Raw genomic sequence first — 13,217 nt, 5'->3', positions numbered from 1 at the left:
GCATGCGCACTTTTCTTAGCCTTCTCACCGTCGCCACACTTCTCATCGTCCCCTTCCCTACGCCGCGCAGCCAATTCGGCGTCAGCGCAGGCCTGCCGCGCGCTACGGTGCTCGGCTACAGCCGCGATGCCTTCGGCACCGGCTGGGCCCCGCTTGCCGACGGCTGCACCACCCGCCAAGCAGCCCTCAACGCCACCTTCGGCGCCGCCCCTGTTGCCGGCTCACCCCGTGACAGCTGCCCCGCCCCGCGCGACACGCCCGTCGTCGGGCCCTACACCGGTCAACCGATTACTCCTTACGACGTAGAGCTCGACCACGTTCTGCCCCTCTCCGCCGCCTGGGACCTGGGTGCCCACGCGTGGGAGCAGTCGCGTCGTGAAGCCTTTGCCAACGACCCGCTTAACCTCGTCGTTGTCGCGGCCGCCGCCAACCAGCAAAAGTCCGACCAGTTGCCCAGCGAATGGATGCCGCCCAAGCGCGCACAGCGCTGCGCCTACGCACACAGACTCGCCGACGTCGCCCGCGCCTACGAGCTTTCCCTGCCGCGAGCCGATCTGCGCGAGATGCGCCGCGCCTGCGGCGGCATTGCCGGACTTCTTGGCGCTCGCACCATGTGAACTGTGACGATGTTGGCCGGTTGCCGTAAGGTGGTGCAGCATGGTTACCTTTTTCACTGCTCTGCACGTGGTCGCAGCGATCATCCTGCTCGGCCCCGTCGTCGTGTCCACCTCCATGTTCCCCAAGCACGCCATCGAGGCCCGCACCGGTAGCGAGGAGGCCACTGGCCGCGCCTCCGTGCTGCACAAGGTGACGAATACCTACGGCATGCTCTCCGTGCTGGTCCCGCTGCTCGGCGGGCTGGTCATGGCCACCGACTGGGGCGCTTACAAGACCAACTACTTCCTCCACACCGCGATCATCCTGTCCGTGATCGCGTGGGGCCTGCTCTTCTTCATGGTCATCCCGCAGCAGCGCGCCATCATGGGCTCGCTCGGCGCGCTCTCCCCTGCTGAGGGCGACGCTTCCGACGCTGCGGCAAACTTTGAAAAGGCCAAGGCAAAGGCCGCCGCAGGCGCTGGCATCTTCAACCTGCTGTGGCTGCTCACCTTCATCCTGATGTTCCTGCCCTCGCCGGCGTAGCGCACGTCTTTGCTTTCAGCCCCGCACCCGCGGGGCTTTTTTAGTGCATAAACGGCTGCGCGAGTTCACTTTTTGGGAGTAAAGATCAATATTTGCGCTGTGGCCTGCGGTTTTGGTGCGAGGTAAGTCGGTTTTCGGCACTACGCGGCCAGTGGCGGTGATCGGCACCCTGATCATCCGCACTGCCGGGACCGTATTACGGATTTGGCGTCGCCGGTCTTCCCAAATGGAGCTAGCTCCATGTAGACCAACCCCGGACACAAAACCCCAGGTCGCACGTCACCGGACTTCCTAAATGGAGCTAGCTCCATTTAGACCTACGCTGTCGGGAGTGCTTCGCTGCCAGCCGTCCGCACCCGCGGGGCTATTTAGCGCATAAACTGCTGGGCCAGCTGTGCGAGAAGCGGCACGAGCACCACCAGGATCGGGATGACAATCGAGAGGATCTCGCCCGGGGTCATCTCCGAGCTCGAGGACTCCTTTTCCGAGGAGGAACTCTTCGAAGACTTGGAGCTTCTATCAATCAGCTCATCATAGACACCCGCAGAATCCAGGCCCGCCGCAGCGAGGAACTCGCGGGAGCCCTCATCGTTGCCAATCAGGCGGCCGTCGCGCGGGGCGGCACCCCAGCCCATCGGCTTGCCCTCGACGCGCACCCGACCGACCGTCGCGGTACCCACCTTGCCCGGTGTGGCAGGCCCGATCGAGGCCACGCCTACAAGACCGCGCCCCGGGATCCACACCGGGCCGCCGGAATCGCCCGGCCGCCAGTACGCGCCGCGCATGGCAAAGCTCTGCCCCGTCGCTCGGTAGAACGTCCCGCACGTGATGTCTTTGGTGCCCCTGTGGGAGGTCTCGCCGTGATAGCAAACCTCTTCACCGCGCTTGACGTCGTTCAGATCGATGATGGTATCGCCCGAATACGGGTTACCGCCCAACTGCACGTCGCGATCCCACTGGATGTAGCCCCAGTCGTTGGAAAACAGCTCGTCATAGCGCGTCGACGGGTGGAAGGTGCCGATCTCGCGGCTGTGCGCGTTCGTGGTGCGGTCGATGATGCGCACCCGGTCGCCCTCCCGGCCGCAGTGCGCGGCCGTGTAGCCAATGCGCATCTCTTTGTCCACGTACCCCAGCGTGCAATTCCCGATGCTCGTGGAAATCGCCAGCCCCTGCTCGGGGATCGGGGCCGGTGCCGCGTGCGCCACAACCGGAGCCAGAGTCAGAGAGGAAACAACGGCGGCTGCGAGACACGCGCGGGAAGTATTCACGTTTATTCACCTTCGGTGAGAAAAAGCTGTATTACCCCTTTAAGAATAGTGCACCGCAGAGGGGTACGGGAGCCCAAAGCGCGACAAGAATCCAAACACGGTACTCACCACGCGACGCACCGATTCCCCAACCGGGCCAACCGCCGACCCGCCTGCTGACACCGGCGCGACCAGGTTCTCCATGTACAGCCCCATCAGCTGCACCTCGGTCACCGCAGGCCCATCGTGCGGCACCACGCCGACGACGAAGTTCGCCCCGCCCACGACCGGCAGCTGCCGCGCTGCCCACTGGCTGGAGATCACGCCCACAAAGCCGCGGCCGGGCACCCACATCGGCCCGCCAGAGTCGCCGGGGCGGGTCAGTGGGGCGTCGACAAAGAACGTATTGCCCACAGATCCGGCGAACTTGCCGCAGGTCGAGCCGCGGCCACCGTGGCTGGCATTGCCGTGGTAGCACACGGTTTCGCCCAGCGCGATGTTGTTCGGGTGCACCCACCGGTTCCCGGAGTGCGGATTGCCGCCAACGGCCACCCCGCGGTCCCACTGGATCGCCGCCCAGTCGTTGCCCAGGCGCTGGTCGTAGGCTTTAGAACGGTAAAACGTGCCAACCTGCCTGCTCACAGCACCGGTGGCCGGATCAAGCACCGAGACCCTACTGCCCTCACGCCCGCAGTGCGCGGCGACCAGGCTGCGGTGGCGGGCAGGATCACTGAACCCGACCGTGCACATGCCGCCGTCGGTCACAATCACCGACCCCTGGCTCACCCGCGGCGCGGCGGAAGCGCTCGGCGCAACCACGGCCACAACTGCGAAAAGCGTAGCGACGATCCCCATCGCCAGGGTCCGGGGCAGTTGTTGCATAGGTTCCTTCCTTGCGGCCAGTGTGCGAAAACTCACCTCACTGTACTGCCCTTACGCACAGCTGCACAAAAGGAAAAACGGACCCGAAGGCCCGTTCTTCACATGCGGCTAGTCCCAGTTGCGGTTGCCGCGGCCGCGGCGATCGTCCCGACGCCCCCGGCGATCGTCTCGGCGGCCACGGCGGCCTCGGTGGTCATCGAAGTCACCGCGACGCCCACGCCCACCACGATCGCGCGGCGGCGCACCGTGGTCGCGCTGAATGTTAATCAGCTGGCCCGAGATGCGGGTGTCCGAAAGACGGTCGAGCACCTGCTTGTCCAGCTTCTTCGGCAGCTCCACCAGCGTGAAATCGCCGCCGATGGTGATGCGCCCAAAGTCCTTGGAGCTTAAGCCACCCTCGTTCGCCAGCGCGCCGACGATCGCGCCCGGGCGGACGTGCTGGCGCTTGCCCACGTCCAGGCGGTAGGTGTCGAAGTTCTCGCTGTCGTTGTGGCGACGCTTGCCGCGGCCACGATCCTCGCGGCCGTCGCGCCCGTCACGGCCACGCCCCCGACCGCGGTCGTCACGGTCCCAGCGGTCGCGACGATCTCGACGGTCACGCTTGTCCTTCGGCGGCTCCTTCATGAGGAACTCGTCGCCAGCCAGCGCCTGGGTGGCAAGCGCCGCGGCGATGTCGTCCATCGGCACGTTGTTTGCGGCCGAGTACTCGCGCACCATCGACTTGAACAGCTGCAGCTCGGAGGCCTCCAGGGATTCGGTGATCGAATCCATGAACTTCACCTTGCGGCTCTCGTTGACCTCGTCGACAGTCGGCAGGTCCATCTCCTCGATTGTCGCGTTCGTCACGCGCTCGATCGAGCGCAGCATGCGACGCTCACGCGGAGTGACAAAGAGGATCGCCTCGCCGGTACGCCCCGCGCGGCCAGTACGACCGATGCGGTGGACGTAGCTCTCCGTGTCGTTCGGAATGTCGTAGTTCAGCACGTGCGAGATGCGCTCCACATCGAGGCCGCGGGCGGCGACATCGGTGGCGACCAGGATGTCCAAGCGGCCGTCGCGAAGCTGATCGACGGTACGCTCACGCTGCTGCTGGGCGATATCGCCGTTGATGGCGGCCGCGGAGAACCCACGGGCGCGCAGCTTCTCGGCGATCTCCTCGGTCTCGTTCTTCGTGCGGACGAAGACGATCATCGCCTCAAACTCGGTGACCTCGAGGATGCGGGTGATCGCGTCGAGCTTGTTGCGGTGCGCAGTAAACAGGTAGCGCTGCGTGATGTTCGTGTTCGTGCGCGTCTCCGACTTGACGGTCACCTCGACCGGGTCGTTGAGGTAGTCACGGGAGATCTTACGGATCGCGCGCGGCATCGTCGCCGAGAACAGCGCGACCTGCTTGTCGTCCGGGGTGTCCTCCAGGATGCGCTCCACGTCTTCCTGGAAGCCCATGTTCAGCATCTCGTCCGCCTCGTCCAGGACGAGGAAGCGCAGGTTGGAGATGTCCAGCGACCCCTTCTGCAGGTGGTCGATCACACGACCCGGGGTACCCACGATGACCTGCGCGCCGCGGCGCAGCCCGGACAGCTGAATGCCGTAGGCCTGGCCGCCGTAGATCGGCAGGATGTGCACGCCGCCAAGGTGGTCGGCGAACGACTGGAAGGAGTCGGACACCTGCAGCGCCAGCTCGCGCGTCGGCGCAAGGATCAGCGCCTGCGGGTGACGCTTCGAGGTGTCGATGCGGCTCAAGATCGGCAGCGCAAACGCCGCGGTCTTGCCCGTACCGGTCTGCGCCAGGCCCACGACGTCGCGGTCCTGCATCAAAATCGGGATGGTCTCGGCCTGGATGGCGGACGGCTGCTCAAAGCCGACCTTCTTGACCGCCTCTACGACCTTTTCTGGCAGGTCGAGGGTCTCGAAACCGTTCGCCGGCTTTTCCGGCTCAGCGGTTTCTTCGGCGCTCTCTACGTTCTCAGTGCTCTCTGCGTTCTCAGTGGCCTCGACAGTCTCCTGCGAAGCGCCGGCGTCCTCAGCGCTGCCCGCATCCCTGGTGTCTTCTGCAGCCGACTCTTCGGCTGCGACATCCTGCGGGGTGTGCTGATTTTCCGACAAGTTCATATCCGGCCCATTTTCGCTGCCGGTCGCGTTTTCGGAAGTGCTCATTGTCAACCCAGCGTACGCCACCGGTCGCGACAAAACTATTCCGCAGAAACCAAATGTGACTTGTCATTTACCACGCGGATGGTGTGTTGCGCATGACCTCACCCTCTTGCGCTCACGCCGGTGGGCCTCAGCATCATCCTTGTCACGGTCGGCGTGCTACTCAAGGGCAAAATGCACCCGATCATCGCCATGACGCTCTTCCCCATCGCCGGTGCGCTGATTACCGGCTTCGGCATCGGCGAGATCGCCGACTTCTACGGCGAAGGCCTCGAGCGAGTGATGGGCGTGGTGGTGATGTTCATCTTCGCCATCATCTACTTCGGCATCCTTTCCGATGTCGGCCTCTTCGACCCCGTCATCACCGCACTCATCCGCGCCACCCGCGGCAACGTCATGCTGGTCACGCTCGGCACCGCAGCAATCGCGATCGTCGCGCACCTCGACGGCTCCGGCTCCACGACATTCCTCCTCACCATCCCAGCGCTGTTGCCGCTGTACGAGGCGATGCGCATGTCGCGCTACGTGCTGCTGACCCTCGTCGCACTCTCGGCATCAGTCATGAACATGATCCCGTGGGGCGGCCCCGTCGGCCGCGCCGCCAGCGTCATCGACGCCACCCCAAACGAGATCTGGCGCCACCTCCTGCCCGCCCAGGGTTTCGCCATCGTGATGGTCTTTCTCGTCGCCGCAGGCTTCGGCTTTGCGGAGCGCCGCAGGCTGGCCAAGCTCGATGCGCATTCGCTTGACGACGCCCACACGCCCGTCGATGTCCACACCATCGCCGACGACTTCCGCACCTCCCAGGCCGCCGACCGGGCAAAGTACAACCTCACCCCGCGCACCGGCACCTGGGTCACCGTGGTCAACACGGCGATTACCCTTGCGCTGATCGGCGTCCTCGTCTCCGGCGTGAGCTCGCCGGCACCCGCGTTCCTCGTCGGCACCGCGCTGCTACTCGCGGTGAACTTCCCCACCCTCGACGACCAAAACGACGTCCTGCGCAGGCACGCACCCACCGCGCTGTCCATGGCCGGCGTCATCCTGGCTGCCGCCATGTTCCTGGGTGTGCTCGACGGTACCGGCATGCTCGAGCAGATCGCGCTGTCGCTGATCGCGATCCTGCCCGCCTCCGTGGGTGCCTACCTGCACGTGATCGTCGGCCTGCTGGGTGTGCCGCTGGACCTGGCCACCTCCACCGACGCCTACTACTTCTCCGTACTGCCGATCGTGCAGGAGACTTCCGCCGCCTTCGGCACCTCCAGCATGGGCGCGGCCACCGCCATGATCGTGGGCAACGTCATCGGCACCTTCGTCAGCCCCTTCTCCCCGGCGCTGTGGCTGGGGCTTGGCCTGGCTGGCGCGAACATGGGCAAGTACATCCGCGTCGCCTTCCCCATCTGCTGGGGCTTCTCCATCGTGCTGGTCCTCGGCGCATTCGCCACCGGCATGCTGGCTTAGACCGCTAGCTCGGCGCGCAACCCGCCGCCCTCGCGCGGTGCGAGGTGGAGGGTGCCGCCGTGGGCGCGCGCGATGGCGTCGGCAAGCGAAAGCCCTAGCCCGTGCGAGCCTGCCACCCGCCCCGCGCCGCGCACAAAGGGCTCCTTGAGCCGCTCCACCTCGCTTGAGTCAAGGACAGGGCCCTGATTTTCGACGCCCACACGCCCCTCCCCAACGACTACCTCAGCCGTGCCGGGCGCGCCATGCTCAACCGCGTTGCCCACGAGGTTGCCCACCGCCTGGCGCAGCAGCACCTCATCGCCGTTCACAACCACAGGCGAACCGGGGGCGCGCAGCGGAACGCCGTACTGCGCGCAGACCTCCTCGCATAGCGTAACCAGATCCACCGGCTGGCCGGTGACGCTGCCCGGCTGCGCCGCCTCGGCGCGGGCGAAGGCAAGCAGGCGCTCCACGGTCTGCCCGGCGCGCGCGTTGACCTCGCGGATGCGGCGCAGCGCGTCGGCAAGCTGCGCATCCGAGGACGAGTCCGCCTGCATGAGTGCGACATCCGCGACCGTCTGGATCGTGGCGATCGGGGTCTTCAGCTCGTGCGAGGCGTTGGCGGCAAAACGGCGCTGCGCGTCCAGCGAGGCCGCAAGCGAGTCGAGCATCGTGTCGAAGGCGTGCGCAAGATCGCCAACGTCGTCGGCCGGGCCCTCGTAGTGCATGCGTTTGGCCACGTCCCCGTCGGAGACCTCGCGCGCCACCGCGGCAATGCGGCGCACGGGTGAGAGCGCGTAGCCGGCGACGAACCAGCCCACCAAACCCGCGAGCGCGGTCAGCAGAGCGAGCGCGACGAGCATCGTGGCGAGCACGATGGTGATGATGGAGGTGGGGATGGGCATGGCGGCGTCGATAAGCACGCCCTCGGGCCCCGGCAACGACACGTGCAGCGGCACCGGAGTCAGCGCGAGGTAGGCGCACACGAGTGCCGTGAGCACCGCGCCGGCGCCGAAGACGGTGGCGACGAGCACGAGGGTAAGGCGCAGGCGCAGCGTCATGGGCGGGCCTCCTCGGCGGCATAGTAGCCCGCGCCCGGCTGGGTGTGGATGATCCAGGGGTCGCCAAGCTTGCGGCGCAGGTGCGAAATGGTCACGCGCGGCGAGTTGGTAAAGGGGTCGGCGAAGGCGTCCCAGGCCTCCTCCAAAAGGGTCTCCGCTGAGAGCACCGCGCCGTCGGCGGCGAGCAGCACCTCAAGGACGGCGAACTCCTTCGGGCTCAGCGGGATCGGCGTGCCCGCGCGGGTGACGATGCGGCGCGCGGTGTCCATGCGCACATCCGCGCACCGCAGCACCTCGGACTTCGGCGGGGTGTGGCGCCGCAGCAGCGCGTCGACGCGCGCGAGCAGCTCCGGCACCTCGAAAGGCTTGGTGAGATAGTCGTCCGCCCCGCTCGCGAAACCGGCGAGTCGATCGTCGAGGGTGCTGGCCGCGGTGAGCATGAGCACGCGGATATGCGGGTGCTCAGCGCGGATGCGGGCGCAGACCTCGTCGCCGTGGACGAGCGGCAGGTCGCGGTCGAGCACCACCACGTCGGCGTCTTCAAGCAGGGTAAGCGCTTGCGCGCCGTCGTACGCCACGCGGGTCGTGCACCCGTGCGCGGTAATCGCTGCGGCGATGGCGTCGGCGAGATAGACCTCGTCTTCTACAACTACAACGTTGGACATGCCGGTCATTCTAAACCCGCTCTGCGCTGCGAAGGCGCGCGTTAACGCTCTCGCAACGCGGCGGTTTTTAGCGTGAGACCCATGACGAATGCTTCCAGACTCCCGCCGCGCATCATCGGCGTCGACGCCGCCCGCGCAGTCGCACTCGGTGCCATGATGTGGGCGCATCTGACCGATTCGACCTCGCCGTGGCTCTACGGCTTCCCGTCCGCGCTGTTCGCGTTTCTCGCTGGCGTGTCGATGCAGCTGAGCATGCGCGCCACAGGCGGGGCGGCGCTGGCGCGCGAGCGTCACCAGGCGATGGTGCGCGGCGCGGCCCTGCTCGCGCTGCACGTGGTGCTCACCCCGCTTTCGGGCTCGATCACCGTCGTGCTGGGCACTTTCGGCGCCTGCTACCTCGCGCTCGCCTGCGCCCCACGCTGGGGCACGCGCACGCTGGTGTGGGTGTGCGGCGCGCTGATGGTGGTCTCCGCGCTGCAGCTGCCACTGTCTGTCACCGCGCCGCCGTACCCGCTGTTCGAGTGGGCCGCGCTCATGGTCGCCGGGCTTATCGCCGCGCGCTTCCTGCCGCGCCTGCCGCTTGTCGCCCCCGTGGGCGCCGCCTGCGCGGTCTTCGGCGTCTGGATGCGCCCGCTTCTCGACGCCCACCAGTACCCCTTCCTCAACCCCAACGGCCACACCGGCGGCCTCATCGCGCTGATCAGCGAAATCGGCTGCTCGCTCGCCGTCCTTGGGCTCTGCCTACTGCTGTTTTCGCGCTGGTGCCCCTATCCCATCCAGGCGATGGGCCGAACTCCACTTTCGGTGTACTGCCTGCACGTGGTAACCGCCGCGCTGCTTCCCGCCGGCCCGCTCTCAGCCGCCTTGAGCATCGTCGCAGCGGCAGCGCTCGCGTCGGTGTGGCTGCTGTTTTTCCCGCGCGGCCCGCTCGAGCAGTTGCTTCGCGACTTTACCCACGCCGCCGCCCGCCAAGACCTTCCCCAACGACACTCTGCAAAGGAGCTTCAATCATGAAAACCTTCCGTATCACCACCGCCGCCATCGCCGCCGGGCTTTTGACCGCGACGCCAGCCGGCGCGCTCGAATCCACCCACTTCGCCGAAGGATCCCCAGAGGGCTCCTCCGTCGTCTCGGTGCGCACCGCCAACGACGACCCCGCCGACGGCGTGTGCACCGGCACCGCGATCTCCCCGCACTGGGTCGTCACCGCGCGGCACTGCATGGACCACCTGCCCACCCCCGGCGGCTCTGTGCGTGTCGGCGAGGGCGACGACCAGCGCACAGTTGCCGTCGACAGCTGGAAGACCGCGCCGGTAGGCGACATCGCCCTGTTGCACACCGCTGAAGACCTGGGCCTTGAGCACTACGCAACCGTCGATACCGAAGTCCCCGAGCCCGACACCCCCGGCACCGTCTACGGCTGGTCCTCGGAAGGCTCCGGCGGCTCCACCCGCCTGCCCATGACCGAGGCCACCATCGACGGGCCCAACCCCATGGCGCTTTTCGACGGCAAACAGGCCCTCACCGTCACCCTCGCCGAAGGCGCCGGCATCCACGGCGGTGACTCCGGCGGCCCCGTCTTCCGCAACGGCAAGCTCACGGGTGTGCTCAGCGCCGGGCTCTTCGTCAACCCCGACGACCCGGAAGAAATCGCCATGGACACCAACGCCGCGGCCTCCGCCGCCCCGCTTGGCGACGCCGCCCAGTGGATCAACGACACCATCGCCGACGACACCGCAGACGCTGCCGACGGTGACTCAGGCGAGTCCTCCTCCACCCCGTACATCCTCGCCATCGTCGTGCTGCTGGCTGTGGCTGGTGGTGCGGCGGTGGTGGCGCGGCGTCGAAAAGCATAGGCCCTCTTTGCTGAACCTGAGATTATGTGGTGCTATAGGTAGTAATATCACTCGAACCGCATAATATTCTCATGGAAGGTGGCCCACGCACCATGTCCACAACCGCCGCACAAAAATCCCGCGGCCTAAGCCACCGCCACATCCACTTCATCGCGCTCGGCTCCGCCATCGGCACCGGCCTGTTCTACGGCTCCGCCGGCGCGATCCAGGCCGCCGGGCCGTCGGTGCTCTTGGTGTACCTGCTCGGCGGCGCCGTGGTGTACTTCATGCTCCGCGCGCTCGGCGAGATGAGCGTGCGCCACCCCGTCCGCGGCTCGTTTGCCGTCTACGCGCGCGAGCACCTCGGCGGGCTCGGCGGCTACATCACCGGCTGGATGTTCGCCTTCGAGATGATGATCGTGTGCCTGGCCGACCTCACGGCAATCGGCATCTACATGAAATTCTGGTTCCCAGACACCCCGGCCTGGGTCTGGATCACCACCACGCTGCTGATCATCGGCGGAGCGAACCTCGCCAGCGTGCGCTGGTTCGGCGAACTCGAATTCGCCTTCACCCTGATCAAGGTCGTCGCCGTGGTCGCCATGATCGTCGGCGGCGCAGCCATCCTCGCCTTCGGACTCGGCTCGCAGCCCGAGGCCACCGGCATTGCCAACCTCTGGAACGACGGCGGGTTCTTCCCCAACGGACCCGAAGGCATGATCGCCGCGTTCATCCTCGTGCTCTTCGCCTTCGGTGGCACCGAAATCATCGGCGTCGCCGGCACCGAGGCCGACGACCCGGACCGCTCCATCCCCAAGGCCGTCAACACCGTCCCGGTGCGCATCCTGCTGTTCTACGTGCTGGCCATCCTGGTCATCCTCATGCTCAACCCGTGGCGCAGCATCACCGGCGAAGAATCCCCGTTTGTGCAGATCTTCTCCACGCTTGGCGTGAACTGGGCCGCGGGCCTACTCAACCTCGTGGTGATCACCGCCGCGCTCTCCGCGATCAACGCCGACCTCTTCGGCACCGGTCGCGTGCTCACCGGGCTCGCACGTGAGGGGCTCGCGCCGCGTGCGATGGCGCGCACTGTCCGCGACATCCCCGTGATGACCACCGTGACGCTCTTGATCGTCCTGGTCGTCGGCGTGGTGCTGAACGCGAACTTCCCCAACGTGTTTGAAACGATCGCGGCGCTCGCCACCTTCGCCACCGTGTTTGTGTGGCTGATGATTCTGATCAGCCACCTCGCTTCTCGACGCCACATGAGCACCACCGAAGCCAAAGCCCTCACCTTCCCTGTCCCGTTTTGGCCCTACGGGCAGTGGTTCGCCGTGGCGTTCATCCTGTTCACCTTCGGCATCATGGTCTGGCAGCCGCAGTACCACCTCGCCCTCGGCGTCGGCGTGGCCTTCCTGGTGATCATGACCGTGCTGTACTTCGCCACCGGCCGCCCGCAGGCGGTGGCCTCGGCGCACACCGAGGACGACTACAAGTAAGCGCCTCTTACGCGGCTCATCCCGCCCGCTTCCGCCCGAATTCTTTCCGAACTTGCCCGACCAAACAAGCAATGGTCATAACATTGTGCAATGATGGAAGGCGGAAGCATTTTCTACCGGCGAACCCGCCGGAGTAAGAGGAGATTCTAGTGAGCATCACGAACCCGTCCACCCCGCACAAGAACATCACCCCGGGCAACAAGGTCGTCCTCATCGGCGCCGGTTCCGTCGGCATGGCCTACGCCTACGCACTGATCAACCAGGGCCTCTGCGACCAGCTCGCCATCATCGACATCAACGAGGAAAAGACCTGGGGCGAAGTCGAAGACCTCAACCACTCCGTCCCCTACTCCGGCCACAACACCAAGGTCACCGTCGGCACCTACGAGGACTGCCGCGACGCTGCGCTGATCGTCAACTGCGCCGGCGTCGCCCAGCGCGAGGGCGAGACTCGCCTCGACCTGGTCGGCCGCAACGTCAAGATCTTCGACTCCATCAACAAAGAGGTCATGGCCAACGGCTTCAACGGCATCTACCTGGTGGCCACCAACCCGGTCGACGTGTTGACCTACGCCACCCAGAAGCAGACCGGCCTGCCCGCCTCGCAGGTGCTCGGCTCCGGCACCGTGCTGGACACCGCTCGCTGGCGCTACAACCTGAGCCAGAAGTACAACGTGTCCGCCACCTCGGTCCACTCCTACATCATCGGCGAGCACGGCGACACCGAGCTGCCCGTCATCTCCACCGGCTCCATCGCCGGCATCGCCTTGCGCAACCGCCTGGCCAAGGAAGCCGAGACCAACCCGGACGTCTACAAGGAGATCGACGAGATGTTCGTCGCCACCCGCGACGCCGCCTACAAGATCATCCAGGCGAAGGGCTCGACCGACTTCGGCATCGGCGGCTGCCTCGCCCGCATCACCCGCGCGATCTTCATGAACGAGGACGTCGTCCTGCCGGTCTCCGCCAAGCTCGACGGCCAGTACGGCCAGTCCGACATCTACATCGGCACCCCGGCTGTGGTGAACCGCAACGGCATTCGCGAAGCCATCGAGCTCTACCTCAACGACGAGGAGCTGGAAAAATTCACCCACTCCGCAGAGACCCTGCGTAACGTGATGAAGGAAGCTGAGCTCGTCTAAGCCCTTTTAGGCATGCTTGCCCGCGCGCCAGGTTTGCTGGCGCGCGGGTTTTGTTTTGGCCAGGATGCACAGGCGCTAGCCCGAAAGCTGGAGTCTCCCATCATTAACGAATTGCAGAAACGGGCATAAAACCGTTGCAAAGTCGGGTATAAAAC

At 66.1% G+C, this 13,217-nt stretch carries 12 protein-coding genes; 7 read left to right on the top strand and 5 right to left on the bottom strand.

Going from position 1 to position 13,217, the window contains the following annotated elements; translation table 11 throughout:
• The first annotated feature begins 2 nt into the window (after positions 1-2).
• Together CIMIT_RS04630 and CIMIT_RS04625 are read left to right on the top strand one after the other, a co-directional pair.
• Entirely contained in the window at positions 3-617 is a 615-nt protein-coding gene (locus tag CIMIT_RS04630) for an HNH endonuclease family protein (RefSeq protein ID WP_038589831.1), read from the top strand.
• Positions 618-657: 40 nt separating this feature from the next.
• Entirely contained in the window at positions 658-1,140 is a 483-nt protein-coding gene (locus tag CIMIT_RS04625; RefSeq protein WP_038589828.1) for a hypothetical protein, read from the top strand.
• 368 nt (positions 1,141-1,508) lie between these two features.
• Here CIMIT_RS04625 and CIMIT_RS12095 read toward each other — a convergent pair whose 3' ends face one another.
• The 3 genes from CIMIT_RS12095 to CIMIT_RS04610 form a co-directional block, all read right to left on the bottom strand.
• Positions 1,509-2,408, bottom strand: coding sequence for a trypsin-like serine protease (locus tag CIMIT_RS12095; protein WP_144311813.1), 900 nt, complete (start codon positions 2,406-2,408; stop codon positions 1,509-1,511).
• Between the two features lie 39 nt (positions 2,409-2,447).
• Positions 2,448-3,269: a chymotrypsin family serine protease gene (locus tag CIMIT_RS12090; RefSeq protein WP_144311812.1), complete on the bottom strand. Its 822-nt coding sequence runs from the start codon at positions 3,267-3,269 to the stop codon at positions 2,448-2,450.
• Between the two features lie 108 nt (positions 3,270-3,377).
• Complete coding sequence (locus CIMIT_RS04610) at positions 3,378-5,423, bottom strand: DEAD/DEAH box helicase (RefSeq protein WP_038589825.1); 2,046 nt, start codon at positions 5,421-5,423, stop codon at positions 3,378-3,380.
• 120 nt (positions 5,424-5,543) lie between these two features.
• On the opposite strand from CIMIT_RS04610, the gene CIMIT_RS04605 reads away from it, so the two are divergent.
• Positions 5,544-6,881 (top strand): CitMHS family transporter, encoded by a 1,338-nt coding sequence (locus tag CIMIT_RS04605; RefSeq protein ID WP_038589822.1) that lies wholly within the window; start codon positions 5,544-5,546, stop codon positions 6,879-6,881.
• On the opposite strand, the gene CIMIT_RS04600 is transcribed toward CIMIT_RS04605, so the two are convergent.
• Both CIMIT_RS04600 and CIMIT_RS04595 read right to left on the bottom strand, forming a co-directional pair.
• On the bottom strand, positions 6,878-7,921 hold the full coding sequence (locus CIMIT_RS04600; RefSeq protein WP_038589819.1) for a sensor histidine kinase: 1,044 nt from the start codon (positions 7,919-7,921) through the stop codon (positions 6,878-6,880). The genes CIMIT_RS04605 and CIMIT_RS04600 overlap by 4 nt on opposite strands.
• Complete coding sequence (locus tag CIMIT_RS04595; protein WP_407919541.1) at positions 7,918-8,586, bottom strand: response regulator transcription factor; 669 nt, start codon at positions 8,584-8,586, stop codon at positions 7,918-7,920. The genes CIMIT_RS04600 and CIMIT_RS04595 overlap by 4 nt, the downstream gene beginning before the upstream one ends.
• An 81-nt stretch (positions 8,587-8,667) precedes the next feature.
• On the opposite strand from CIMIT_RS04595, the gene CIMIT_RS04590 reads away from it, so the two are divergent.
• The 4 genes from CIMIT_RS04590 (at position 8,668) to CIMIT_RS04575 (ending at position 13,062) form a co-directional block, all read left to right on the top strand.
• The gene (locus CIMIT_RS04590) at positions 8,668-9,600 is read left to right on the top strand and encodes a DUF418 domain-containing protein (RefSeq protein ID WP_051904800.1); all 933 of its coding nucleotides are present in this window, start codon (positions 8,668-8,670) and stop codon (positions 9,598-9,600) included.
• Positions 9,597-10,442 carry a trypsin-like serine protease gene (locus CIMIT_RS04585; RefSeq protein ID WP_038589812.1) on the top strand — a complete coding sequence of 282 codons (846 nt, stop codon included), beginning with the start codon at positions 9,597-9,599 and terminating at the stop codon, positions 10,440-10,442. Before CIMIT_RS04590 ends, CIMIT_RS04585 begins: the two co-directional genes overlap by 4 nt.
• Positions 10,443-10,534: 92 nt before the next feature.
• Positions 10,535-11,920 (top strand): amino acid permease, encoded by a 1,386-nt coding sequence (locus tag CIMIT_RS04580; protein WP_038589809.1) that lies wholly within the window; start codon positions 10,535-10,537, stop codon positions 11,918-11,920.
• 149 nt (positions 11,921-12,069) lie between these two features.
• Positions 12,070-13,062, top strand: a complete 993-nt coding sequence (locus CIMIT_RS04575; RefSeq protein WP_256380968.1) for an L-lactate dehydrogenase — start codon at positions 12,070-12,072, stop codon at positions 13,060-13,062.
• Positions 13,063-13,217: the final 155 nt, after the last annotated feature.

The organism is Corynebacterium imitans (genome assembly GCF_000739455.1).
GTDB lineage: Bacteria > Actinomycetota > Actinomycetes > Mycobacteriales > Mycobacteriaceae > Corynebacterium > Corynebacterium imitans.
Note: the sequence above shows the minus strand (reverse complement) of the source record. Positions and strands in the feature narration are given on the sequence as shown.

What these genes read in the sequence shown, in the direction of transcription:
- CIMIT_RS04585 (WP_038589812.1), top strand. Translation starts at nt 9,597, where the DNA reads ATGAAAACCTTCCGTATCACCACCGCCGCCATCGCCGCCGGGCTTTTG.
- CIMIT_RS04625 (WP_038589828.1), top strand. Translation starts at nt 658, where the DNA reads ATGGTTACCTTTTTCACTGCTCTGCACGTGGTCGCAGCGATCATCCTG.
- CIMIT_RS04580 (WP_038589809.1), top strand. Translation starts at nt 10,535, where the DNA reads ATGTCCACAACCGCCGCACAAAAATCCCGCGGCCTAAGCCACCGCCAC.
- CIMIT_RS12090 (WP_144311812.1), bottom strand. Translation starts at nt 3,269, where the DNA reads ATGCAACAACTGCCCCGGACCCTGGCGATGGGGATCGTCGCTACGCTT.
- CIMIT_RS04590 (WP_051904800.1), top strand. Translation starts at nt 8,668, where the DNA reads ATGACGAATGCTTCCAGACTCCCGCCGCGCATCATCGGCGTCGACGCC.
- CIMIT_RS04600 (WP_038589819.1), bottom strand. Translation starts at nt 7,921, where the DNA reads ATGACGCTGCGCCTGCGCCTTACCCTCGTGCTCGTCGCCACCGTCTTC.
- CIMIT_RS04610 (WP_038589825.1), bottom strand. Translation starts at nt 5,423, where the DNA reads ATGAGCACTTCCGAAAACGCGACCGGCAGCGAAAATGGGCCGGATATG.
- CIMIT_RS04595 (WP_407919541.1), bottom strand. Translation starts at nt 8,586, where the DNA reads ATGTCCAACGTTGTAGTTGTAGAAGACGAGGTCTATCTCGCCGACGCC.
- CIMIT_RS04630 (WP_038589831.1), top strand. Translation starts at nt 3, where the DNA reads ATGCGCACTTTTCTTAGCCTTCTCACCGTCGCCACACTTCTCATCGTC.